Here is a 22664-nt window from a genome sequence, read left to right as displayed (position 1 = left end):
TCAACGTTGACTGACGCGCCGCATTCGCGAGCAAGCCCGCTCCCACATTTAGTCATCATTTCAAGTGGCGGAAGCTCTGGACTGCCGAACCGAGGACTATGGCACCCGCCGCAATCGCCACCCAGAACCCGCTGGGCGCGCCGAACGCATCCACCAGCCACCCCGAACTGGCCGCACCAATGGCCACGCCGATACTCAACCCGGTCACCAGCCAGGTCAGGCCTTCGGTCAGCTTGGCCGGGGGTACGATCTGTTCCACTAGCGCCATGGCGACGATCAGCGTCGGTGCAAAGAACAGCCCGGCGACAAATACCGCCAGCGACAATCCGAAGATGTTCGTCGCCAGTAACAACGGCAGCGTGGTCACCGCTGTCGCTACTCCGCCGTAGAGGAAAAGGCGCGGCAGTGGCACTTTCGAACGCAGGGCACCGAACGCGAGCCCGGCCATGCAGGAGCCGATGGCGTACACCGACAGCACAATGCTCGCCGCCGCCGGCTGGCCCTGATGCTGGGCAAACGCCACGCTGACCACGTCAATCACGCCAACGATGGTGCCCATGGCAACCATCAGCAGTACCAGCAACTGCAGCTCGCCGGAACGAATGATCGAGCCCTGGTGGTGCGCCTCATGGGGATGAATCGCCGGTTCGGTATCCCGCTGCAGGACAAAGGCAGTCACGCCGATCGCCAACATCAGCAAGGCCGCCAGCGGCCCGGCTTCGGGGAACACCACAACGCACAACCCCACGGACAACGGCGGCCCGACAATAAAACAGACTTCATCGAGCACCGATTCCAGGGCATAGGCGGTTTGCAGTTCGGGCTTGCCGCGATACACCTCGGTCCAGCGTGCCCGCACCATCGCCGACATGCTGGGCATGCAACCGGCCAGCGCGGCGAACAGGAACAGCGTCCAGTGCGGTGCCTGCAGGCGGGTGCAGAGCAGCACCAACAGCAGCGCTCCACCACCGATCAGCGCCGACACCGGGAGGATGCGGCGCTGGCCAAAACGGTCCACCAGGCGCGAAACCTGCGGCGCGCAAAAAGCGGTAGCGAGGGCAAAAGTCGCCGCCACGGCACCCGCCAGGGCGTAGCCACCCTGCAACTGCGAGAGCATGGTGATCAAACCGATGCCGGTCATGGAAATCGGCATGCGCGCGATCATGCCGGCCAGCACGAAGGCTCTGCTGCCTGGGGCCTTGAACAGTTCGCGGTAGGGGTTTGCCATGATTTTCCTGCCTCTGGATGGGTCTGCAAATTGCCACAGGGCGGGATGTGGGGAAAGCTCTGAATTGTTGGTTGAGTGTTAAGGCCCAGGCTGCGATCTTTTGATCTGCTTCTGAACTCTTGAACCTCGAAACCAGTCAGCTGATAAGGCCCTCAACTCAAGGCGCTAGCCCTTATGCTGATATCCCTGGACCAACAGGTCGCCCTCATCACTGGCGCCAGCTCAGGCATCGGTGCCGGCGCCGCCAAGGCCCTGGCCGCTGCCGGGGCTGCCGTGGTGCTCAACTACAACTCCCAGGCCGCCCCCGCCGAAGAACTCGCCCGGCAGATCAACGCCGAAGGCGGTCGCGCCATCGCCATCGGCGCGGACGTTGCCAAGGAGGAGGAAGTCGAACGCCTGTTCGCACAAACCCTCGAAGCGTTCGGTTCGCTGGACATCCTGGTGGCCAACTCCGGGTTGCAAAAAGACTCGCCGGCCGTGGACATGAGCCTCGCCGACTGGAACCAGGTGATCGGTGTGAACCTCACCGGGCAGTTCCTGTGTGCCCGCGCCGCATTGCGAATTTTCAATCGGCAGGGCATTCGCGAAGGCGTATCCCGGGCCGCCGGGAAAATCATTCACATGAGCTCGGTGCACCAGCGCATTCCCTGGGCCGGCCACGTCAACTACGCCGCGTCCAAAGGCGGGGTCGATATGCTGATGCAGACGCTCGCCCAGGAAGTCAGCCACCAGCGCATCCGCATCAACGGCATCGCCCCGGGAGCGATTCGCACCGCGATCAATCGCACTGCAACCGAGGGCGACGCCGCCCGGGAACTGCTCAAACTTATCCCCTATGGCCGCATCGGTGAGGTCGAGGACATTGCCAATGCAGTGGTCTTTCTCGCCTCCGATGCATCCGACTACATCGTCGGCACCACCCTGTTCATCGACGGTGGCATGAGCCTCTATCCGGAGTTTCGCGGCAATGGCTGATCATCATCCCGAACGACAAAGCGCGATCGACGCCCACGGTATCATTGGCGACATGCGCAGCGCGGCCCTGGTCAATGACCGCGGCAGCGTGGACTTTTTCTGCTGGCCGGAATTCGACAGCCCGTCGATCTTCTGCTCCCTGCTGGACACCCCCGACGCCGGGATTTTCCAGCTATCGCCCGACTTGCCGGATGCGCGCCGGGAACAGATTTACCTGCCAGACACCAACGTCTTGCAAACCCGCTGGTTGAGCGATCGCGCAGTGGTCGAAGTCACGGACATGCTGCCGATCGGCGACAGCGAGGACGATCTGCCGGTGTTGATGCGTCGGGTTCGAGTCGTCAGCGGTCAGGCGAGCTTTCATATGCGTTGCGCTGTGCGACATGACTACGCCCGCGCCAGCACCCGCGCGCAGATGGATGAGCAGGACGTACTGTTCGAGGCGCCCGGCCAGCCTGCCCTGCGCCTGGCATCAGACCAGATGCTGAGTATCGAGGCCGATGCAGCTGTGGCCCGGTTCACCCTGGAACAGGACCAAAGCGCGCAGTTCCTGCTCGGTGGCGTGGACGACCCGCGGTTCAAGCCGGGCGCTGCGGACATGTGCATGGAGCGCACCCTGAAATTCTGGCGTGACTGGAGCGGCCAGTCCAACTACCGCGGTCGCTGGCGGGAGATGGTCAATCGTTCAGCCCTGGCGCTGAAACTGCTGACCTCGCGCAAACATGGCGCGATCCTCGCGGCCGCGACCTTCGGCCTGCCGGAAACACCCGGCGGCGAGCGCAATTGGGACTACCGCTATACCTGGATCCGCGATGCGTCATTTACCGTCTACGCGTTCATGCGCCTGGGTTTTGTCGAAGAAGCCAACGCTTACATGGGCTGGTTGCGCGGACGGGTCAGCGACTGTTGTGGCCAGCCAATGAAGCTGAACATTCTTTACGCCATCGACGGCCGTCAGAAGCTGCCGGAATCCGAACTCCCGCACCTGGCCGGTCACGGTGGCGCGAAGCCGGTGCGGATCGGCAATCAGGCCTACGAGCAGGTCCAGTTGGATATCTTCGGCGAGCTAATGGACGCCGTGTACCTGGTGAATAAATACGGCGATGCGATCTCCCACGAGGGCTGGAAGCACGCGGTCGAAGTGGTCGATCAGGTCTGTGAAAACTGGCAGCACAAGGACGTCGGCATTTGGGAAATGCGCGGTGAACAGCATCACTTCCTGCACTCGCGACTGATGTGCTGGGTCGCGCTGGACCGGGCGATTCGCTTGGCTTCCAAACGCTCCCTGCCCGCCCCTTTTGCACGCTGGGATGAGACACGACAGGCGATCTACGCAGACATCTGGGACAACTTCTGGAATGAAGAGCGCGGGCATTTTGTCCAGCACATCGGCGGTACGGCCCTGGATGGCTCGATGCTGCTGATGCCGCTGGTGCGTTTCGTCAGCGCCAAGGATCCACGTTGGTTATCAACCTTGCGAGCGATCGAGAAAACCCTGGTGCGTGACGGCATGGTTTACCGCTATCGCAACGAGGACGCCGGAATTGATGGCCTGGAAGGCACCGAAGGCGCGTTCGCGGCCTGCTCGTTCTGGTATGTCGAGTGCCTGGCCCGGGCAGGCCAGGTCGAGAAGGCGCATCTGGAATTCGAGCAACTGCTGAGGTACGCCAACCCGCTGGGGTTGTACGCCGAAGAGTTCGACAGCCGAGGGCGCCATCTCGGCAATACGCCACAGGCCCTCACCCACCTGGCGCTGATCAGCGCGGCAAGTTTTCTCGACCGCAAGTTGAGTGGCGAGAAGAACTATTGGCAGCCATGATGACCGCGTGAATCTTCCGGGTTCACGCAATCCCGTGCAGGAGCTGCGGAGTTATCCAAAAATCATGGAGGTGCTGCATGACTGGCCATCCCATCCAGTTCACCCGAACATCAATGCTCACGCTCGCCTATGAAGAACACGGCCCTGCCAGTGGCGGACCGGTCATTCTGCTGCATGGCTTCCCCTACTCTCCGCGTGCTTTTGACGAGATAGCCCCAGTCCTGGCTGCACAAGGCTATCGGGTTATCGTGCCCTACCTGCGCGGATACGGTCCGACCCGTTTTATCAGTCCTGATACCCCGCGTTCCGGTCAGCAGGCAGCACTCGCCCAGGACTTGCTGGACTTGATGGACTCGCTCGACATTGAGCAGGCGGCGCTTTGCGGCTATGACTGGGGAGGAAGAGCGGCCTGCATCGTGGCGGCGCTGTGGCCCGAGCGGGTTCGTTGCCTCGTGACTGGCGACGGGTACAACCTCCAGGACATCCCCAACTCGGTGCAGCCACTGGACCCGCAAACCGAACACCGCCTCTGGTATCAGTATTACTTTCATACCCCCCGCGGGGTCGAAGGCCTGACCCGGAACCGGCGAGCGCTGTGCGAGCTGCTATGGCGTCTGTGGTCACCGACCTGGGCCAAGGGGCCGGCGCTGTATCCGCTGAGTGCACCGGCCTTTGATAATCCGGACTTCGTCGAGGTGGTGATTCACTCCTACCGACACCGATTCATGTATGCCGCCGGCGACCCGGCGCTGGAGTGGATGGAGCAGGCGCTCACCCGCCAGCCGCCGATCAGCGTACCCACGATCTCGCTATGCGGAGCCGACGATGGAGTCGGCCCTGCTACGTCAAACGACGAGGATCGCGAGCATTTCACCGGTGATTATGAGCGGTGGATTCTGCCGGGAGTTGGTCACAACATTCCTGAAGAAGCGCCCGAAGCAACGCTCAGAGCGATATTGGATCTGCTGCAGCGCTGATGCAGAAGCGCTCCCTGTATGCCTGGGGAGTTATTCCCATCGCCCGCAGGAAGCTGCGCCTGAGGGTTTCTTCGCTGCCGAACCCGCATTGCGTCGCCACTCGCTTGATTGGCAAACCAGTGTCGCTGAGCAACCGGCGCGCGGTTTCCACCCGGATCAATTCAATCGCCCGTGCGGGGGTCTGGCCGGTGTCGGCGCGATAATGGCGGACGAAGCTGCGTTCGCTCATGCCGGCTTGGGCGGCGAGTGTGGGAATGCCCAGGTCCAGGGTTAGATGTTCACTGATCCAGGCGTGAAGTTCGTCGAACCGGTTGCCTTGTTTTTGCAATGACAAGGTCACGCTGAATTGCGACTGGCCACCCGGGCGCTTGAGAAACACCACCAGCTGCCGGGCCACTTCCAGGGCTATTTCGCGGCCGAGGTCCTGTTCGACCATGGCCAGCGCCAAGTCGATGCCCGCCGTTACGCCTGCTGATGTCCAGACCGGGCCGTCGTTGATGAAGATCGGATTGGGTTCGACCCGCAGACGCGGGTGTTGCTGCGCCAGCTGTTCGCAACGGGTCCAGTGGGTGACCACGCGCCGGCCATCGAGCCAGCCACTGGCGGCCAGCAGAAAAGCCCCGGTACACACTGAGGACACTCGTCGGCATTGGGCTCCATGGGTGCGTATCCAACTCACCAGCGGCGGGTCCTGCGCCGCTTCATAGACGCCCCAGCCGCCAGCGATGATCAAGGTGTCGCTGGCCACCGCTGGTAAAGGTTCGGCCAGCATCGCCAATCCCGCCGAGGACATCACCGCCCCGCCACCGCTGGCGATTACCGTCGGCGCGTAAGGTGCCGGCTGGCCACGCTGACGAACGATGTCATTGGCCGAGGCGAACACCTGCAGCGGCCCGGTGACATCGAGCAGTTGGACCTGGGCGAACGCAAGCACGTGGATGACTTTGGGCATATTGGCGTAATTCGTGGGTTGATTGGCGTATGCGCCATATCCTGGACGCCTAGAGTGAAGTCGTCCACCCCACTTCATGAGAAAAACACCATGGCGTTGCAGATTGGTTTTCTGTTGTTCCCCCAAGTCCAGCAGCTGGACCTGACCGGGCCTTATGACGTGCTGGCTTCATTGCCGGATGTGCAGGTGCATCTGGTCTGGAAGGACCTGGCCCCCGTGACTGCCAGCACCGGCCTGGTGTTGCACCCCACGACGACGTTCGATGACTGTCCGGCGCTGGATGTGATTTGTATTCCCGGCGGCAGTGGGGTCGGGCCGCTGATGGAAGATGAGGTGACGCTGGCGTTCATCAAGGCCCAGGCCGCCACTGCACGTTATGTGACTTCGGTGTGCACCGGTTCGCTGGTACTCGGCGCAGCGGGCCTGCTCAAGGGCAAGCGCGCTACCACGCACTGGGCCTATCACCAGTTGCTCAAGCCTCTGGGAGCTATTGCGGTGCAGGATCGGGTAGTGCGCGACGGCAATCTGCTGACCGGCGGGGGAATCACGGCGGGGATCGATTTTGCCCTGACGCTGGCGGCTGAATTGTTCGGCGAGGACGTGGCACAACTGGTGCAGTTGCAGCTGGAATATGCTCCCGCACCGCCTTTTGCTTCGGGCAGCCCGGAGACAGCGCCGGCTGCCGTGCTGGAAGATGCCCGGCGGCGTGCAGCTCATTCGCTTGAACAACGGAGCCTGATTACCGAGCGGGCGGCGGCCAGGTTAAATCGTTAAACCCTGTAATCGCTGCCGAGGCCTGCGCTTGAGACTTGTAGCAGCTGCCGAAGGCTGCGCTTGAGACTTGTAGCAGCTGCCGAAGGCTGCGTTCGACTGCGAAGCAGGCGCCAGAAGCCAGCGCAAACTTCCAGATAATCACGCAATCGTCGATTAGCGACTGCTTCGCAGTCGAACGCAGCCTTCGGCAGCTGCTACAGATGTCCGGCGTGTATTTTTGGCAGCTGCTACGAATTTGGGTTTTTTGCGGGCGAAAAAAAACCCGCCGAAGCGGGTTTTCCCAAGACCATGTCGACTCCCTGTCGATAGCGTTCCGTGCTGATGGTCGATCGTCCCTGATCCCGGGGCACTTCCTGTGCTCCGGTTGATGTGTTCAGAATACGCATCGGATCCAATATGTAACAGACGATATCGCTACCATCGAGTGTAAGACATTCGCTATAGCTGCCTTCCGAAAACCCTTAGCTGCCTCAGGGCTGCTTCGACCTCGATTCGAACTTCAGGACAATTACTCTTGTTGGCTTTCGCGTGCCTTGTGACCGATCTTGAGGAATTCTTCGATATTGTTCATCTGCTCATCCCAGCCCCGACTGTCCATGCGAAAAGCCTTGAGCCGGCGTTCTTGGGGAATATGGTCGAAGCCGGACTCGGTGACCTTGAGCAACGTGCCGTCATCCATATCTTCCAGTTCGAACAACACCAGGGTGGTGGGCTCCTGGGAGTAATCGATGTCCTTATCCACGGCATAGGGGTGCCAGCGGAACGAAAACTTGCGCTCCGGCTCTACCCGCTCCACGAGGACGTTCCACAGCAGGTGTTCATAACCGGGATAGGTAATCTGCCCCTGGGTCCACTCACCGGCGACAAACCGCTTGCCTTCCAGTGCCACACCAAACCACTGACCGAAGGCTTCGGCGTGGGCGATTACGCGCCAGACTTGCGAGCGCGGCGTCTTGAGCAGGATTTTCCTTTCGATACGATCTGATGCTGGGTTCATATGTCACCTCCTGTAATGAACAGTAGGCCTGTAAGACCACAAGACCAACCCTAAAGTTGTACCAAGCGGGTATCGTAATCAACCCTTGGCGGATGATTCGCTGGCAATCGCACTCGCCAGGTTCACTAAACTGCCCTTCACCTATCGAACTCATAGCGAGAAATCCCATGTATTCACGCGTTCTCCTGGCGCTGACGCCCTTGCTGTTCACCCACCTGGCCCTGGCTGTGGATTGTGATAACGCCACCGACCAGGCGACGATGAACCAGTGCGCTGTTCAGCAGAACCAGTTGGCGGACAAGGAATTGAATGCGCTGTACCAGCAGATTACCGGTCGGCTGAAGAGTGATCCGGATCGCAAAAAGCTGCTGATCGGTGCGCAGCGCTCGTGGATTGCGTTTCGGGATGCAGAGTGCAAGTTTTCCGCATCGGGGGTTGATGGCGGGAGTGTTTATCCGTTGATCTACGGGAACTGCATCACCGAATTGACCCGGGCGCGGGTGGAGACCTTCAAGAATTATTTGAAGTGCCAGGAGGGAGATATGGGATGTCCGGTGCCCGGGCAGTGAGTTTTTGCTTGTATTCAAGAGCCCTATCGCGAGCAGGCTCACTCCTACAGAACCTGTGGGAGCGGGCTTGCCCGCGATAGCGGTGGATCAGGCAGCGCGGTTACCGGGTAAATATCTGCGCCGTGGTAATTGCCATATCCCCACCCGGCAACTTGATACTGCCGATCTGCTTCATGCTGTCGGGGTCGAAGATCGCCACATCATTGAACGTTCCCGCCAGGTAAATCTTGCTGCCATCCTTATTGAAAGAAATGCAGTAGTACGAGTGATCAAGCGTCGCTGCCTGGAGCATTTTCTTCTCCTTGATATCGTACTTGGCCAAACGATTGAGCACGCCGAACATCAGGTTGGGGTCCTTGGGTGAGCGCATGCCGCTGAAGTAGATTTCGGTCAGCGGGCCGAAGTCGGTGGTTTCTGTCTTCCCGGTCTTCAGATCGACGCTGAATAGCCCGTAGAGGTACTCGGCGGTCGCCGGGTCCTGCTTCTTGTCCTTGAATTTCGCTGCGGTGTAGAGCAGCGAGAAGTCATGGCGATACGTTTGCTGGTTCCACACATACAGCACGTCGGGCGCGCTGTAGTTGGCGCGTTTCCAGTGGCGGCTGGGGATCAGCACGTCGAACTTGCCGCTGTTCACATCCACCTTGTAGACATCCGCCCCGGCCACGTACAGCGTGGAATCGTCGCCGCTTTGCATGATGGTGAGCTGGCGCGGCGCCGGGAAGCTGCGCACGGGCTTGGCCGCCATTCCTCCATCAGTGGCGTACACATCCAGCCGCGGCTGCTGCACCTCGTAGCGATCGTTGAGCATCAAGGTCGGGTTGGCGATAGCGAACAATTCCTTGCCATCGTGACTGAGGGTGAAGGCAAACATCGACTTCGCTTTCTCGCCTGGCTTTTGGGTGATGCTGGCGTGGAATACCTGTTTGCAGCTGTCCAGTTCGACGCCGTAGATATCCGCGTAGTGGTTGTTGAGCACATAGGCGGTCTTGCGGTCCGGCGACAGCTGCACAGTGCCGGGACCGAAAGCGTCGGGCATCTTGCAGGTCTTGAGCAGGGTGTCGGTAGCCAGGTCGATGACGTGCAGGTTGTTCGGGTAATTGGTGGTCACCATGTATTCGTGACCGGCCTGGAGGGCGGTGGTGTCATCGGCCAGGACTGTGAACGTCAAAGCGTTCAGGATGGCGAATGCGGCCAGGCCGCAGGCATTGATGCGAGGCATGCTGAAATCCTTCTGTAGGCCGATCACTTGTCTTTTGGAAAGACAGTCCCGAGATTGCGCCAGTTGTCGTTGGACGCCTGGGCATCTTTGTTCCAGTCCGGGTAGGTGCTCATCATGTCGGGCACCTGGGCCGGCCACCAGCACGGGTCGGAACAGCCGTAGAGGTCCGCCTCCATCGGCTGGCACAGCGACGACACTCCGCCGAATGCGTCGATTTCCCAGCCCGGGTCCGTGGTCGAGGCGCAACCGGCGACGGAACTCATCGCGACCACTTCCTCGATGCGGTTTTCTGCCGCGGCTTCGTCGAGTTTCAGCGCTTTATTATTGATTGCCTTTAGATGCTTCATATCAGTGAGCCTTGCGCGGAGTGATGTAGCTGCTGATAAACGCAGGGTTGTGGGCCATGATCCGGGTGTAGACCTCGATGCCAAAGTCGACCCAGTCACGCATCAGTTCGCAGTAGTGATAGGTCGGATGTGTCGGGTCGCCATAACGGGCATAGCTCTCGTGGTAGCAGCCGCCGGAGCAGAGGTTGCGGATCTGGCAGTCTTCGCAGCCGGTGTTGGTACGGTCCAGGCGCTGGGAAAGGAAGTCGTTCAACTCCACCTGCTTCACGCCGCTGTGGACGTTGCCGAAGGTCGGCAAACTTGAACCGGTGAAGCGGTGACACAGGTTCAGTTCACCCTTGTGATCCACCGCCAGCATCTTCAGACCGGCGCCGCATGGCAGGGCTTTCTTGTGGCCTTCGTGAATGTCGGTGATCAACTGGTGCAGGTTGGAGAAACCGATATTGCGATGCTCCAGCGCCGCCTCCAGGTAACGCCGGCCGAGCTTCTTCATGTTGGCGAAGACTTCGATCAGTTCCTCGCTGCTCAGGTTGAAGGTGCTGATGTCGCCAGAGGTCACCGGGGCGAAGCCGACTTCGGCAAAACCCAGTTCGTTGAACAGGTGATCCCAGATGGTTTCAACGTCGGTGACGCCCGTGGTCAGGGTCACTCGAGCGCCGACCGGGCGGCTGTTGTAGCGTGACAGCAGCATTTCGGCCTTGCGCCGCACCACGTCATAGGTGCCCTGCCCGCCAACCGTAATGCGGTTGCGGTCGTGCACGGTTTTCGGACCGTCGATACTTACCGACAAACCGAAACGGTGGGCATTGAGATAGTCCACGGTCTCTTCGGTGAGCAGCGTGGCATTGGTGGTCATGACGAACTCGACGAATTTGCCCGCCTCGCGAAAGCGCTTTTCACAGTAGTCGACCATGTACTCGATCAGCTTGCGATTGCTCAGGGGTTCGCCACCAAAAAACACCACGGTGAAACGTTCTTCGTCCGGAGATTCACGCAGCAGCATTTCCACGGAGGCGATGGCGGTTTCCACGTCCATTTTCTTGCCGGCCGACGGCTTGTCGAGGTCCTCCTTGTAGCAGTAGGTACAGCTCAGGTTGCAGCCGGTGTTGACGTTGAGCACCACGGTATTGATCGCTGTGCGCTCGACGCGCTTGGTGCCGATGTCCGGAGTCAGCGGCGAGCCGTCGCTGACCAGCTCCAGGGACATCAACTCACGCAAGGTCTCGGTAACTTCTTCGCCATTGAAGCGCGAAGCCAAACGCTGGATCAGGTCCTCCGACGAACAGCCGGGACCGCGCAAGGTATCGATGATGGTGCCCGTCAGCTCATCGCTGGCGAACAGCGAACTGCTGGGGATGTGAAACAGCATGCGGTCAGCGTCGACGTGCACTTCGTGCAGGTTTCGTTCGACCAGATTCAAGATAGCGCCCATTGCAACCTCCTGTGCAAACCGCCGCTTGGCGGGGTCTGCGGTCATTCCAAAAAAGTGTCTGAAGCCTTGGGTATCAGCCAACTCATGGAATGGGTGGATTGTTCCAGCGTTGCACGGTGACGATCATCTGGCCCTCGCCGGTCAGGGATTTACCCGAGTCGTCGACGGCGGCGATCACCTTGAGATTGCCGGCATTGTTGGTGGACATTTTGCGCTGCGGGTTCGGCCCGGCATCGCCTGGGGTGAACACACCACTGTCGGCCTGCATGGTGCCGGCGAACTTGACGTCTTCGTCTTCCCTGGCGCGATCATCGAAGGGCTCGACCTTCCACTGCGCCGGGAACACCCCGATGCGATACGGCTTGCCATCCGCACCTTTGCCCCACGCTTCAGCATCGAAACGCCCTTGGACTTTCGGCGTCGAACCGCCGCCATCACCGACCCGCGCCACCGAGAACGCGGGTACGACCTTGACTTGGGCGATGGTGCTGTAGACCGACAGGGTCGGGCCTTTCAGGGAGCCCAGCGCGACGCTGCGCAGGCCCGGCTGGGCATTGGCGGCAGCCTTGAGTCTGAGCTTGATTCGCTCAGGACTCTGCTCGACGACTTCGAGCACTTCCACGCCTTTGCCGAAGTTCGGTTTGCCGCTGAGGCCGCTGCCGATCAAGGTTACTTCGGTCTCGGTGCCAGCCTTGAGGTAGCCCGGCTGCACTGCGAGCAAACGGTTGCTGCCGTGCTTGGCGGCGATGAAATCGAGACCGCGTTCATCATGCTCGGCTTCGAACATCCGGCCTTGCATGGCATTGCCTTGCGCGGTGAACACCTGGCGCATGGTCACGCCGTCGATGGTCACGTTGCCGCGCCATTCATAACCGGTGTAGAGGATCGCGCTGCCGTCGCCGTTGAACGGACTGCCATCGGCGTATTGGCCTTTGACACTGACTTTGAACGTGTCGCTGGCGTCGGCCGTCACGCTCATGACGCCGGCCAGTTCACCCTTGCCGGGCAGGTGGCCGCTAAAGCTCCAGTCGCCGACAAACGCCTCGGCCTTAGGCGCAACGGCCTGCCATTGTTTCCAGGCCGGGTTGTCCAGCGCATAACGCTTGGCCAACAACGGCACCATTTCCTTGCGCGCCAGGTCGAACCAGTCGCGATCCCGGGACAGGGCCTGGTACTCCAGCGACGGCCATTGGCCGAGGTGGAAGTTGACCAGGCGCTCCCATTCCTGAGCCGGACGGCGTTGCAGCGCGACCCGTGCACCGGAGTGGCAACGGCCGCACATCTGGCTGGTCTGGTCGTCGAATTTCTCGACCGTGTTAAGTCGCCGCTCCAGCGCATAACGCACGCCGTCGGTCTCGCTCGGCGCCAGGCCCTGGGTGTCGGCCAGGTACTTGACCAAGGTGCGACGGTCGTCATCGCTGATCTGCAGACCGTGCATGGTTTGCATCCGGGCGATACTCATCAGCCAGCCTTCGGGGGTCTTGCGCTGGTGGCTGATACGGCTCAGGGCATTATCGGCTTCGGGGGTGTGACAGCCCTGACAGGTTTCCTTGAGGATGGTCGGGGCGTCGCGAGCTGCCAGGCTTTGCGGCGAGTGCAGCGCCATACAGGCGGCTACGGCTAGCAAGCTGGCGCTCATGCCTGATCGGAGTTTTCTCTTCATCAACGTCGAACCTCGCACGGTGCTTTCTTATTTTTGTGGCTTATCGTTTTTATGGTTTCTGCCGTCGGCGCTGAGCGCGTTCGGGGGCAGGAGAAACGTCTGCGATGAGCAATACACGGAGCGTGCCAGCTTATGAATAGTGTTTTTTATCAAATGGTTATGGGAAATATCGGCTGATTGGCGACTGCTGAACCGGCTGGCCTGCGTCTAATATCGAGACATCTGTTGCACTCTGAGACAAGCATAGAACCAGGATCAAAAGTCTTCGAATGTCTCACCGCGTCGCAATTTGCGACGCCAGCGCTCCTCGCGGGGACTGGTAAATAACCAACAACCCGCACTGAATCAGGCCTTTCACCCAGACAGGCACAGCTGGCACAACCGTTGCGAAGGACCTCGCCACACGAACAAGACGAGGTTTCATCATGTCGCTTCCTGATCTGCTTCCTGCCACTTCGGCGTTCATCCAGCGTACTCCGCGCATGCTCATTGGGGGTGACTGGGTCGAGGCCGCTGACGGCCAGACCATGCCCTTGCACAACCCGGCCACTGGCGAGGTGTTGTGCGTGGTGCCCCGGGCGACGCCTGAAGACGTCGACCGCGCCGTACTCGCTGCCCGCCATGCCTTCGACGATTCGACCTGGACTCGCACTCGCCCTCGGGAGCGGCAGAACCTGTTGTGGAAGCTGGCTGACCTGATGCAGCGAGACGCCCAACTGCTGGCGCAGCTGGAATGCCTGAACAACGGCAAGAGCGCCGCCGTGGCCCAGGTGATGGACGTGCAACTGGCCATCGACTTCCTGCGCTACATGGCCGGCTGGGCGACCAAGATCGAAGGGTCCAGCGTTGAAGTGTCGTTGCCGTTAATGCCTGACGATCAATTCCACAGTTTCATTCGCCGCGAAGCGGTGGGTGTGGTTGGCGCTATCGTCGCCTGGAACTTCCCGCTATTGCTGGCCTGCTGGAAACTCGGCCCAGCCCTGGCCACCGGCTGCACCGTCGTGCTCAAGCCTGCGGACGAAACCCCGCTGACCGCACTGAAGCTCGCCGAGTTGGTGCTGGAGGCAGGTTACCCCGAGGGCGTGTTCAATGTGGTGACCGGCACCGGCATCACCGCAGGTTCAGCGCTGACGCATAATCCGCTGGTGGACAAGCTGACCTTCACCGGCTCTACCGCAGTGGGCAAGCAGATCGGCAAGATTGCCATGGACTCGATGACCCGGGTCACCCTGGAACTGGGCGGCAAATCACCGACCATCGTGATGGCCGATGCCGATCTGCAGACGGCCGCTGCCGGGGCGGCCGGTGCGATTTTTTTCAACCAGGGCCAGGTGTGCTGCGCCGGCTCGCGGCTGTATGTGCAGCGCAAGCACTTCGATAACGTGGTGGCGGACATCGCCGCCATTGCCAATGGCATGAAGCTGGGCAACGGCCTTGATCCGTCGGTGGACATGGGCCCGCTGATCTCGGCACGTCAGCAGGAACGGGTGTACGGCTACATCGAAAAAGGCCGGCAAAGTGGCGCGACGATTGCCTGCGGCGGCGAACAGTTCGGGCCGGGGTTTTTCGTCAAGCCGACGGTGATTGTCGACGTGGATCAGCAGCACTCACTGGTGCAGGAGGAAATTTTCGGCCCGGTGCTGGTGGCGATTCCATTCGATGACGAAGCTGATGCGCTGCGCATGGCCAATGACAGTCCCTATGGCCTGGGGGCGAGCATCTGGTCAAACGACCTGGCGGCGGTGCACCGGATGATTCCGCGGATCAAGTCCGGCTCGGTGTGGGTCAATTGCCACAGCGCGCTGGACCCGGCATTGCCGTTTGGTGGATACAAGATGTCTGGGGTCGGGAGGGAGATGGGGTATGCGGCGATCGAGCATTACACCGAGTTGAAGTCGGTGTTGATCAAGCTTTGATTTGTGGTGGCCTGTCTGGCCTCTTCGCGAGCAAGCCCGCTCCCACATTGGAATGCATTCTCCCTGTGGGAGCGGGCTCGCTCGCGAAGAGGCCAGCGAGGGCACCGCCAATATTAGGGCTTGAAGCCCTGGGCCAATAACCATCCGCGCACCACCCGCCCCTGCTCCGCCGACAACCCCGCCAGCGCCTGCCCGGCTGGCTCGACCCACAATCGGCGCAGCAACGGCGCCAGCTCAACCCCCTGCACATGCCAGATCCCCAACGGCTGATCTGGCGTGATCACTACCTCGGCCTCATCGACAAAACCATCCTTGAGCACCGGCGCACGCGCAATTTTCAGCGCCCTGAAATCCGCCTGCGCATGAGCCACCTGCGCATCTGGCCAAGCGCGCCGTGCCTGCCAGAATGGCTGGTCCAGCCAGCGTTGCTCATCGGCGTAAAAATCCCGGCCGATTCGCGCAAAGCGCAGGAACAACTGCTCTACCCGCTGCTGATGAAACTGCTGGGCCAGCGCTGCCCGCTCGGATTTGCGCAGCAGCGTGTTGATCACCGTCGGCGCTTGCAAAGCCGAGGACAGCGACTGAAAAATCCCGTTGCCCGACAACGGATCCACCGCCATCGCCGCATCACCCACGCGTATCCAGTTATCGCCACACGCCTGCGGGCTGAGAATCGCGGTGCTGCTGCGCGCGTGCAGCTGCAGATCGAGCTGCGGCCCGGAGCCGAAAAAACCCTTGGCCAATTCTGAAGATTCACGCACTTGCCGACAGTAATCGAGCAACTGCGCCTTGATCGGCAAATTGGCACTGGCGACGTCAACCGTCCATTGCCAGTAACACTGACCGTCCACCCGCCGCGCCATCCAGGCCCAGCCATCCCTGAGGCTTTCCACAGCGCTGGCGGTTTGACCCGGCGCGTCCTGCCAGCGGTTAAGCAGGCTGACTGTCTCGGGACCGCGCAGCCCCTTGCCCAGGGCTGGCGCCTGACGTCCGCGGGCTTCCACCAGGAAGTCGGCAACCAATGCCTCGCGTCCTGCAATCTCGATTCGATGTCCGCTGGTCGATGACTGCACTGTCAGCACCCGCCCCTCGATCAGCTCGACTCCGCCGAAGCGCAAGTCTTCGCGCAATCCGCGATCGAAGGCTGGACGGTCCAAGAGAAACTCGATGTTCTGCGCATGTTGCTCGCCGTTCCACGATACCTGCCGCTGGGAGGGTAAAGCCGCCTCGACCAGGGCCCGCTGCAGCCCCGCGCCACGCAAAGCGTCGAGCACCCTGGTGGACACGCCTTCCAACGCCGCGAAACGTCGCCATTCACTGACCAGGGTTACCGGATAACCGAGGCGGCGCAGCCCCAGTGCCACGGCGGCCCCCGCCGGCCCGGCGCCGAGCACGACGATCGCGTTCATGCCCTGCCGCGCCGTTCAGGGCCACGATACCGGGCGTTGTCTTGCAGCCACTGGACAACCTGCCGGTTACTGGCCTGGGGCTGCTGCTGCAGATACCCGGCAATGTGCCCGCTCAATGCCGCACATCCCAGGCTGGCGCCGGATTGCCCCGGGTAAGTGCCGTGCACACAGGCGGCGAAATCCGCCTTGGCACTATCGAGCCAGGACCACTGCTGCTCGGCACAGCGCGCATCGCCCGTCACTCGCAACACCTGCGGATAATTCGCCGGAAACACGCCCTCGCCCTGGGCCGGGCTGGACGCGCAGAGCAAAATACCGCGCCCAACCGCCGCAGTGCAGGCCTGGCGTAGCAGGCTGCGGTCCTGGCGCAGACCCAGGCTCAGGTTGATCAATCGCACGTCCTGCTCGACCAGCCAGTCAATGGCGGTGGCGATCTGCAAGGCGCTGGTGACTCCGCGCTGGTCGAACACCTGGGCCACACAGAACACTGCCGACGGTGCGCGGCGGCCGATGGCCTCCACGACTGCGCTGCCATGCCCCAGGGCATCGTCGCGTAGTTCGCCCTCGACCAGCGCATCGTCGAGCAGCGAAAAGCGCCGTCCGGCAATCACCTGCGCCCGCTGTGCCGCCGAATGCCCGCTGTCGACCACGCCGATCCGCAGCTCAGGCTTCATGTGGCACCGGTTTCGACTTCAGCACGCCGTCCAGCAGTTCGAAGCGCAGATCGGCATCGGCCAGGGTTGATGGGCGATGGCTGATGAGGATGCGCGTGCGCCCGGCAAACAGCCGGTCGATGGCTTCGATGACCTCGCGCTCGGTGGCTTCATCCACCGCCGAGGTCGCTTCGTCCAGCACCAGGATCAGCGGGTCCTGCAACAAAGCGCGGGCAATGGCGATGCGCTGTTTTTGCCCACCGGACAATTGCTGGCCGCGTTCGCCCAAGGGACTGTCGAGGCCTTCGGGCAAGGCGGCGATCAGGCTGTCGAGCTGTGCCAGGCGGGCCACTTCGGCGATCGCTTCGCGACTGGCGTCCGGCACTGCGTACGCCAGGTTGTCGGCGAGGCTGCCGCGAAACAGCACGATATCCTGGCTGACCACGGCAATGCGCCGGCGCAGCTGGAACAGGTCCAGTTCGCGCAAGTCGACCTCCCCCAGCAGCACCCGGCCAGCCTGTGGGTCGTGATGCCGCTGCAGCAGGTCGATGAGGGTCGATTTGCCCACGCCTGACCCACCGCCCAGGGCGACTTTGAGGCCGTAGGGAATGCAGGCCTCGATGCCGCGCAAGGTCGACGGCCGCCCCGGGTAAGTGAAGTGCACGTTGTCAAAACGCAGATCGCCGCAGGCCGGCATCGGCTTTGGTGCAACCGGAGTGAGGACAGTGGGTTGTTCGCCGCGCAATTCCATCACCCGTCCAAGGCTGACGGTCATGCGTTGAATCGCGACGTACAGGCCAAGCAGGCTTTGCACGGGACCGACCGCCATGCCCAGATAGGTGGAAAACGCGATCAGTGCGCCCAGCTGCCAGGTACCCTGGACCACCCAATAACCACCAATCAGAAATGCACAGGCGCGAGACAGTGAAGTCAGGGTTCCGGGCACCGCCTGGGTGAAGAACTCGGTGACTTGCAGGCGCAGCAACTGGCTCATGTAGCCCTGGCCGAGCGTTTCCAGGCGACGGGACTCGCGCTGTTGCTGGCCTGCAGACTGGATGAACTTCATGACCGGCAGCGTTTCGACCATGAATGAAGACATGTCCGCCGAACGCTCGCGCAGTTGCCGTACATCACGTTCGACCTTGCGCCGCATCCAGCGTAACCAGAGCACGTCCAGGGGAATCAGCACCAACGCCAGCAGCGAAAGCTTCCACGACAGAGTCAACAACATGGCCACGGCGCACACGAGACCGATCACACTCGACACCGCCGAGAACAACGAGTCGACAGCGAAGCGCTGGATCTCCGCGACATCTCCGTCAAGGCGCGACATCAGGTCGCCGATGCGCCGCTGGCCGTAGAAGCTTGGCGAGAGGGTCTGCAAATGCCGATACAGGTCATCGCGCAGGGCAAATAGAATCCGCCCGGACAACCGCGTGTGCAGGTAGCGGTTGATCCCCGAAAGTGCCGTCCCCAGCAACCCGGCGACGATCATCAGACCCGCGATCAGCACCAACATGGAGAAATCCCGGGCCAGCAGTCCATCGTCGATCAGCAGTTTGGTCAGCCACGGCTGCACCAGTACCAGCAACGAGGCGCACACTGACAGGCCAAGCAAGCCGGCGATGGCCAGGCGGTGGGGGCGAACAAAACTGTAGAGCCAACGCAGGGCGGTTTGCAGGGCTTCGGGGTTGGGGCTGTCGATCAGCCGCACGATCAGGCGCTGCATCACGGGCGCAACTGTTTGAGCTTGCGATACAGGGTCGCGCGGCTGATGCCCAGGGCGTCCGCTGCCGCCGAGACGTTGCCCTGGTGCTGATCCAGGGACTGGCGAATCAACTCCAGTTCGTTTTGGCGAATACTCCCCGAGGCCGGCCGCTCGCTGGCGCTCAATTCATCGAGCATGCTGTCGGGCAAGTGGTCGAGGGTGAGTACGCTGTCGCCCGTTTCGCGCATGGCCAATGCCGTGCGCAGGACCATCTCCAGCTGGCGAATGTTTCCCGGCCAGTGATACCCGGCGAGCAAGCGAATCAGGTCGTCATGCAAGACCATGCCGGGGGCGTCGAGTTTGCTCAGCAGGCGCTCGACCAGCGCGCTGAAATCCTCCCGCTCACGCAAGGCGGGGAGCATGACGCTGATGCCGTTGACCCGGTAGAACAAGTCTTCGCGAAAGTGCTTTTCTTCCACCAGACGCTTGAGGTCACGGTGCGTCGCGCAGATCAGCGCGACGTCGATGTCCTGTTCTTCACCAGCGCCTAGCGGCGCTACCTTGCGGTCCTGCAGCACACGCAGCAGACGGGCTTGCAGGGCCAGCGGCATGTCGCCGATTTCGTCGAGAAACAGCGTACCGCCGTGGGCCTGCTGCAGGCGCCCGATCATGCCGCCGCGACGTGAGCCGGTGAATGCGCCTTCACGGTAGCCGAACAATTCCGACTCGATCAGGCCTTCGGGAATCGCCGCGCAATTGACCGCCACGAAGGGTTTGTCGCATCGACTTCCAGCCATGTGCAAAGCCCGGGCGATGACTTCCTTGCCGGTGCCGGTTTCGCCCAGCAGCAAGACTGGAAGCTCATTGGCCAGGCCCTGTCGAGCCATGCGCAGGGCCCGGGCATAACGCGTATTGCTGCCGGCCAAGGCGTCCAGATCCGGTTGTGACTTGGCAGTCTTGGGCGTGCTGCGCGCAGGTGTGCTGACGTTGATTGAACGTTGCGGAGCGCGCAGGGTTTTATAGAAAAATTCACCCTTGGCGGTCTGCAAGCTTCCGACACCACCCTGGTGCAAACGGGACAACAGTTGCAGGCCGTCCACTCCAAGAAATTCTTCGCAGCGACGACCCACCAGGGCCGAGCGGTCGGCATGCAGCAACTGGCAGGCCTGGGCACTGACCGCGAGGATTTGCCCACCCAGACTGACGGCCAGCAGGCCTTGCCACGGGGATTCGAGGTACTGGCGCCGGCTGTGGAACGCCAGGACTATTTCGTCCGGGTAGCTGGCGTTGAATACTCGGCTTTCGATCTGGCTGACGGCCATTGCCAGCAGTGCGGTGCTGTCGTGAACCCGGCCCAACGGACCTTCGCGGGTGAGGTCGAGCACGCCGAGGATGTCGCCTTGCGGGCAGTGAATGGGCACCGAGGTACAGGAAAAATCAGTCAGTCGATCGAGGTAGTGTTCACCGCAGTCGATCATCGTCGGCCGGGCTTCAACCAGGGCTGTGCCCAGCGCATTGGTGCCGCGGGCGGCTTCGCTCCAGCAGGCGCCCAGGGTGATGTCCTGCAGGCCGCTGCCCTTCAAGCGATCGGCGCGGCCTTCGACGGCGAGGATGGTCGCGTCGGAATTGGCCAGGATGATCAGCCCTTCCTTGCCTTGGCGTTCGGCCAGGTAATCAATGGCCGGCAGCGCAGCATCGATCAGCAAGCGGTTGCTGGCCAGCAGCACGTCGAGGCTGGCGCTCGATTCGAGCGCAAGCTCATGCTTGGCATTAAAATGCACGCCATGGCCCAGGCTGCGGCGCCAGGATGCATCGATCTCGGCACGCAACACGCCATCCGGTACTTCGCCTTCAAGATGCAGTTTCTCCCGGGCGAGCCGGGCTTCGCGATGCAGCTTGGGAGATGTTGTTTTTATTAGCGTCATCAAGCGCTCCGATTCGGTCCGCTTTGCGCCTTTTTTCAGTTCAGCGCCCTGACGTCATCTTTACGTTAACGTCAGGGCGCTGGCAAGTGCCTTATGGCGCTTGCAAGTCAGACATGAGGATCGCTTGGGACTTTGCTCGGCGTTGCGTATTGCGGCTTCAGATGGCCGTCCTGATCGAGCAGCCAGGCGTCCATGATCTGGCGCACCACGGGACCGGCAACTCGCCCACCCGCCTCGCCATTCTCGATCATCACCGAGATGACGATCTTCGGGTGTTCCGCCGGTGCAAAGCCGACGAACAAGGCATTGTCGCGATTGCGTTCAAGGGTCTTCGCCCGGTTGTAGCGCTCGCCCTGTTTGATCGCGACCACCTGCGCCGTGCCGCTCTTGCCGGCGATGCGGTATTGCGCACCGGCAGCAGCTGCCCGGGCAATGCCTCGCGCATCGTGCATGACCATCTGCATGCCGTGGTTGACCTGCTCCCAGTCCTTGGGATCCTTGAGCAGGATATTCGGCATCGGGTGTTCGTCTACAGGGGCAACACCGTCCACGGTTCGTGCCAGATGCGGGCGATTCCACACCCCTTTGTTGGCGATCAGCGCAGTGGCCTGGGCCAGTTGCAGCGGCGTGACCTGCATGTAGCCCTGGCCGATGCCGAGGATCACTGTTTCTCCCGGGAACCAGGGCTGGCGTCGCGTGGCGCGCTTCCAGGCTTGGGAAGGCATCAGCCCGGCCGACTCCTCGAACATGTCCAGCGAGACCTTTTCGCCAAGTCCGAACATCGCCATGTAATCGTGCAGCCGATCGATGCCCAGCTTGTGGGCCAGGTCGTAGAAGTAGGTATCGTTGGAGCGCATGATCGCGGCGTCCATGTCGACCCAGCCGTCACCGCTGTGATTCCAGTTGCGGTACTTGTGATCGAAGTCCGGGAGCTGATAGTAGCCAGGGTCGAAGACGCGGGTCTGGGGGGTGACTACCCCGGCATCAAGCCCGGCGATCGCCACTTCCGGCTTGATGGTGGAACCGGGGGCGTAGAGGCCGCGTAAAACGCGGTTGAACAGCGGCCGGTCGATGGAGTCGTGCAGTGCGGCGTATTCCTTGAAACTGATGCCGGTGACAAACAGGTTGGGATCGAAGCTGGGTTTGCTGACCATGGCCAGCACTTCGCCGGTTGCCGGATCAAGCGCAACCACGGAACCGCGGCGATCTCCCAACGCTTGTTCGGCGGCCTCCTGCAGTTTGACGTCAAGGCTCAGGACGATGTTTTTACCGGGGACCGGGTCCGTGTGCTTGAGCACCCGCAAGACTCGCCCCTGGGCATTGGTTTCGACTTCTTCGTAACCTACGTGGCCGTGGAGCTGCGACTCGTAGAATTTCTCGATGCCGGTTTTACCCATCGACTGGGTGCCACGGTACTCAACCGAGTCGAGCGCCTTGGATTCCTTTTCGTTGATTCGTCCCACGTAGCCGATGGAGTGGGCGAAATGGGCGCCCATGGGGTAATGACGAACGAACTGTGGTTCGACATCGATGCCGGGCAAGCGGAATTCATTCACCGCGAGGATGGCGATCTGTTCTTCAGTGAGTTCATAGAACAGCGTGACGGGCACGAATGGATGCCGCGCCTGCTTCATCGCCTTGTCAAACAACCCGCGATCTTCAGGCGGCAGGTGCAGGAGGTCGATCACCTGATCCAACTCGTCTTTGACGTCTGTGGCACGTTCACGGGTAATGGTCAGGTTGAAGCTGGGGCGATTGTCCGCGAGGACCACGCCGTTGCGGTCGTAGATCAAGCCACGGGTCGGCGTGATCGGGAGGACATGGACTCGATTGTTTTCCGAGATCGTGGAGTGGTAATCGAACTCGAGCACTTGCAGCACATACAGCCGCACCACCAGTGCGCAGGTGATCGCTGCAACGAACAAGGCGCAAGCCAGCAGTCTCTTGTTGACCAGGCGCGTCTCTTTTTCGTGGTCTTTGATCGGTATCGGTTCGGGCATTTCTGCAGGAGCTCTATGGATTTGAAAAGAAGTGCCGGTCCATAGGCCTTGATAGCAGTCCCTTGAAAAACGAGGTGCACCATACCAAAAAGTGCCGATGA

18 protein-coding genes are annotated in these 22664 nt (G+C 61.4%); 6 read left to right on the top strand and 12 right to left on the bottom strand.

Annotated features, from left to right (window positions below):
• Positions 1–55: 55 nt before the first annotated feature.
• Positions 56–1228: an MFS transporter gene (locus tag ORL50_RS19720; RefSeq protein ID WP_266017406.1), complete on the bottom strand. Its 1173-nt coding sequence runs from the start codon at positions 1226–1228 to the stop codon at positions 56–58.
• Between the two features lie 174 nt (positions 1229–1402).
• On the opposite strand from ORL50_RS19720, the gene ORL50_RS19715 reads away from it, so the two are divergent.
• The 3 genes from ORL50_RS19715 (at position 1403) to ORL50_RS19705 (ending at position 4999) form a co-directional block, all read left to right on the top strand.
• Positions 1403–2203 carry a glucose 1-dehydrogenase gene (locus ORL50_RS19715; protein ID WP_266017405.1) on the top strand — a complete coding sequence of 267 codons (801 nt, stop codon included), beginning with the start codon at positions 1403–1405 and terminating at the stop codon, positions 2201–2203.
• Positions 2196–4022 carry a glycoside hydrolase family 15 protein gene (locus ORL50_RS19710; RefSeq protein ID WP_266017403.1) on the top strand — a complete coding sequence of 609 codons (1827 nt, stop codon included), beginning with the start codon at positions 2196–2198 and terminating at the stop codon, positions 4020–4022. The genes ORL50_RS19715 and ORL50_RS19710 overlap by 8 nt, the downstream gene beginning before the upstream one ends.
• Before the next feature lie 77 nt (positions 4023–4099).
• Complete coding sequence (locus ORL50_RS19705) at positions 4100–4999, top strand: alpha/beta fold hydrolase (protein ID WP_266017402.1); 900 nt, start codon at positions 4100–4102, stop codon at positions 4997–4999.
• Here the strand turns inward: ORL50_RS19705 and ORL50_RS19700 are convergent.
• The gene (locus ORL50_RS19700) at positions 4968–5951 is read right to left on the bottom strand and encodes a GlxA family transcriptional regulator (RefSeq protein ID WP_266017400.1); all 984 of its coding nucleotides are present in this window, start codon (positions 5949–5951) and stop codon (positions 4968–4970) included. The two genes, ORL50_RS19705 and ORL50_RS19700, sit on opposite strands and share 32 nt — an antisense overlap.
• A 90-nt stretch (positions 5952–6041) precedes the next feature.
• Between ORL50_RS19700 and inhA the strand changes: the two genes are divergently transcribed.
• The gene (inhA, locus tag ORL50_RS19695) at positions 6042–6725 is read left to right on the top strand and encodes an isonitrile hydratase (protein ID WP_266017548.1); all 684 of its coding nucleotides are present in this window, start codon (positions 6042–6044) and stop codon (positions 6723–6725) included.
• A gap of 508 nt (positions 6726–7233) precedes the next feature.
• On the opposite strand, the gene ORL50_RS19690 is transcribed toward inhA, so the two are convergent.
• Positions 7234–7722: an SRPBCC family protein gene (locus tag ORL50_RS19690; RefSeq protein ID WP_266017398.1), complete on the bottom strand. Its 489-nt coding sequence runs from the start codon at positions 7720–7722 to the stop codon at positions 7234–7236.
• A 167-nt stretch (positions 7723–7889) separates the two neighbouring features.
• Between ORL50_RS19690 and ORL50_RS19685 the strand changes: the two genes are divergently transcribed.
• On the top strand, positions 7890–8291 hold the full coding sequence (locus ORL50_RS19685; protein WP_266017396.1) for a lysozyme inhibitor LprI family protein: 402 nt from the start codon (positions 7890–7892) through the stop codon (positions 8289–8291).
• 100 nt (positions 8292–8391) lie between these two features.
• On the opposite strand, the gene peaD is transcribed toward ORL50_RS19685, so the two are convergent.
• The 4 genes from peaD to peaA all read right to left on the bottom strand — a co-directional run bounded on the left by peaD (position 8392) and on the right by peaA (position 12952).
• Complete coding sequence (peaD, locus tag ORL50_RS19680; protein ID WP_266017394.1) at positions 8392–9510, bottom strand: quinohemoprotein amine dehydrogenase subunit beta; 1119 nt, start codon at positions 9508–9510, stop codon at positions 8392–8394.
• A 23-nt stretch (positions 9511–9533) separates the two neighbouring features.
• Positions 9534–9857 (bottom strand): quinohemoprotein amine dehydrogenase subunit gamma, encoded by a 324-nt coding sequence (gene qhpC / locus ORL50_RS19675; RefSeq protein ID WP_008027961.1) that lies wholly within the window; start codon positions 9855–9857, stop codon positions 9534–9536.
• A 1-nt stretch (position 9858) separates the two neighbouring features.
• Complete coding sequence (gene peaB, locus ORL50_RS19670) at positions 9859–11289, bottom strand: quinohemoprotein amine dehydrogenase maturation protein (RefSeq protein WP_266017385.1); 1431 nt, start codon at positions 11287–11289, stop codon at positions 9859–9861.
• 82 nt (positions 11290–11371) lie between these two features.
• Positions 11372–12952: a quinohemoprotein amine dehydrogenase subunit alpha gene (gene peaA, locus ORL50_RS19665; RefSeq protein WP_266017383.1), complete on the bottom strand. Its 1581-nt coding sequence runs from the start codon at positions 12950–12952 to the stop codon at positions 11372–11374.
• Between the two features lie 425 nt (positions 12953–13377).
• Here peaA and ORL50_RS19660 point away from each other — a divergent pair, with 425 nt between their 5' ends.
• Complete coding sequence (locus tag ORL50_RS19660; RefSeq protein WP_266017382.1) at positions 13378–14868, top strand: aldehyde dehydrogenase family protein; 1491 nt, start codon at positions 13378–13380, stop codon at positions 14866–14868.
• 113 nt (positions 14869–14981) lie between these two features.
• Here the strand turns inward: ORL50_RS19660 and qhpG are convergent, their stop codons facing one another.
• The 5 genes from qhpG to mrdA form a co-directional block, all read right to left on the bottom strand.
• On the bottom strand, positions 14982–16277 hold the full coding sequence (qhpG, locus tag ORL50_RS19655; protein ID WP_266017381.1) for a flavin-dependent monooxygenase QhpG: 1296 nt from the start codon (positions 16275–16277) through the stop codon (positions 14982–14984).
• Positions 16274–16951, bottom strand: coding sequence for a subtilisin-like serine protease QhpE (gene qhpE, locus ORL50_RS19650; RefSeq protein WP_266017380.1), 678 nt, complete (start codon positions 16949–16951; stop codon positions 16274–16276). Before qhpE ends, qhpG begins: the two co-directional genes overlap by 4 nt.
• On the bottom strand, positions 16941–18659 hold the full coding sequence (locus ORL50_RS19645; protein ID WP_266017378.1) for an ABC transporter ATP-binding protein: 1719 nt from the start codon (positions 18657–18659) through the stop codon (positions 16941–16943). The genes qhpE and ORL50_RS19645 overlap by 11 nt, the downstream gene beginning before the upstream one ends.
• On the bottom strand, positions 18659–20563 hold the full coding sequence (locus ORL50_RS19640; RefSeq protein ID WP_266017377.1) for a sigma-54-dependent Fis family transcriptional regulator: 1905 nt from the start codon (positions 20561–20563) through the stop codon (positions 18659–18661). The genes ORL50_RS19645 and ORL50_RS19640 overlap by 1 nt, the downstream gene beginning before the upstream one ends.
• A 107-nt stretch (positions 20564–20670) precedes the next feature.
• Positions 20671–22563: a penicillin-binding protein 2 gene (gene mrdA, locus ORL50_RS19635; RefSeq protein ID WP_266017376.1), complete on the bottom strand. Its 1893-nt coding sequence runs from the start codon at positions 22561–22563 to the stop codon at positions 20671–20673.
• Positions 22564–22664: the final 101 nt, after the last annotated feature.

Origin of the sequence: Pseudomonas sp. RIT-562 (assembly GCF_026241895.1) — a bacterium.
Taxonomy (GTDB): domain Bacteria; phylum Pseudomonadota; class Gammaproteobacteria; order Pseudomonadales; family Pseudomonadaceae; genus Aquipseudomonas; species Aquipseudomonas mandelii_F.
The sequence above is the reverse complement of the archived record's forward strand: the minus strand, read 5'-3'. Positions and strand labels throughout refer to the sequence as shown.

What these genes read in the sequence shown, in the direction of transcription:
- ORL50_RS19715 (WP_266017405.1), top strand. Translation starts at nt 1,403, where the DNA reads ATGCTGATATCCCTGGACCAACAGGTCGCCCTCATCACTGGCGCCAGC.
- ORL50_RS19710 (WP_266017403.1), top strand. Translation starts at nt 2,196, where the DNA reads ATGGCTGATCATCATCCCGAACGACAAAGCGCGATCGACGCCCACGGT.
- mrdA (WP_266017376.1), bottom strand. Translation starts at nt 22,563, where the DNA reads ATGCCCGAACCGATACCGATCAAAGACCACGAAAAAGAGACGCGCCTG.
- peaD (WP_266017394.1), bottom strand. Translation starts at nt 9,510, where the DNA reads ATGCCTCGCATCAATGCCTGCGGCCTGGCCGCATTCGCCATCCTGAAC.
- qhpG (WP_266017381.1), bottom strand. Translation starts at nt 16,277, where the DNA reads ATGAACGCGATCGTCGTGCTCGGCGCCGGGCCGGCGGGGGCCGCCGTG.
- peaA (WP_266017383.1), bottom strand. Translation starts at nt 12,952, where the DNA reads ATGAAGAGAAAACTCCGATCAGGCATGAGCGCCAGCTTGCTAGCCGTA.
- qhpE (WP_266017380.1), bottom strand. Translation starts at nt 16,951, where the DNA reads ATGAAGCCTGAGCTGCGGATCGGCGTGGTCGACAGCGGGCATTCGGCG.
- ORL50_RS19660 (WP_266017382.1), top strand. Translation starts at nt 13,378, where the DNA reads ATGTCGCTTCCTGATCTGCTTCCTGCCACTTCGGCGTTCATCCAGCGT.
- ORL50_RS19640 (WP_266017377.1), bottom strand. Translation starts at nt 20,563, where the DNA reads ATGACGCTAATAAAAACAACATCTCCCAAGCTGCATCGCGAAGCCCGG.
- ORL50_RS19705 (WP_266017402.1), top strand. Translation starts at nt 4,100, where the DNA reads ATGACTGGCCATCCCATCCAGTTCACCCGAACATCAATGCTCACGCTC.
- ORL50_RS19720 (WP_266017406.1), bottom strand. Translation starts at nt 1,228, where the DNA reads ATGGCAAACCCCTACCGCGAACTGTTCAAGGCCCCAGGCAGCAGAGCC.
- ORL50_RS19685 (WP_266017396.1), top strand. Translation starts at nt 7,890, where the DNA reads ATGTATTCACGCGTTCTCCTGGCGCTGACGCCCTTGCTGTTCACCCAC.
- ORL50_RS19690 (WP_266017398.1), bottom strand. Translation starts at nt 7,722, where the DNA reads ATGAACCCAGCATCAGATCGTATCGAAAGGAAAATCCTGCTCAAGACG.
- ORL50_RS19645 (WP_266017378.1), bottom strand. Translation starts at nt 18,659, where the DNA reads ATGCAGCGCCTGATCGTGCGGCTGATCGACAGCCCCAACCCCGAAGCC.
- qhpC (WP_008027961.1), bottom strand. Translation starts at nt 9,857, where the DNA reads ATGAAGCATCTAAAGGCAATCAATAATAAAGCGCTGAAACTCGACGAA.
- inhA (WP_266017548.1), top strand. Translation starts at nt 6,042, where the DNA reads ATGGCGTTGCAGATTGGTTTTCTGTTGTTCCCCCAAGTCCAGCAGCTG.
- peaB (WP_266017385.1), bottom strand. Translation starts at nt 11,289, where the DNA reads ATGGGCGCTATCTTGAATCTGGTCGAACGAAACCTGCACGAAGTGCAC.
- ORL50_RS19700 (WP_266017400.1), bottom strand. Translation starts at nt 5,951, where the DNA reads ATGCCCAAAGTCATCCACGTGCTTGCGTTCGCCCAGGTCCAACTGCTC.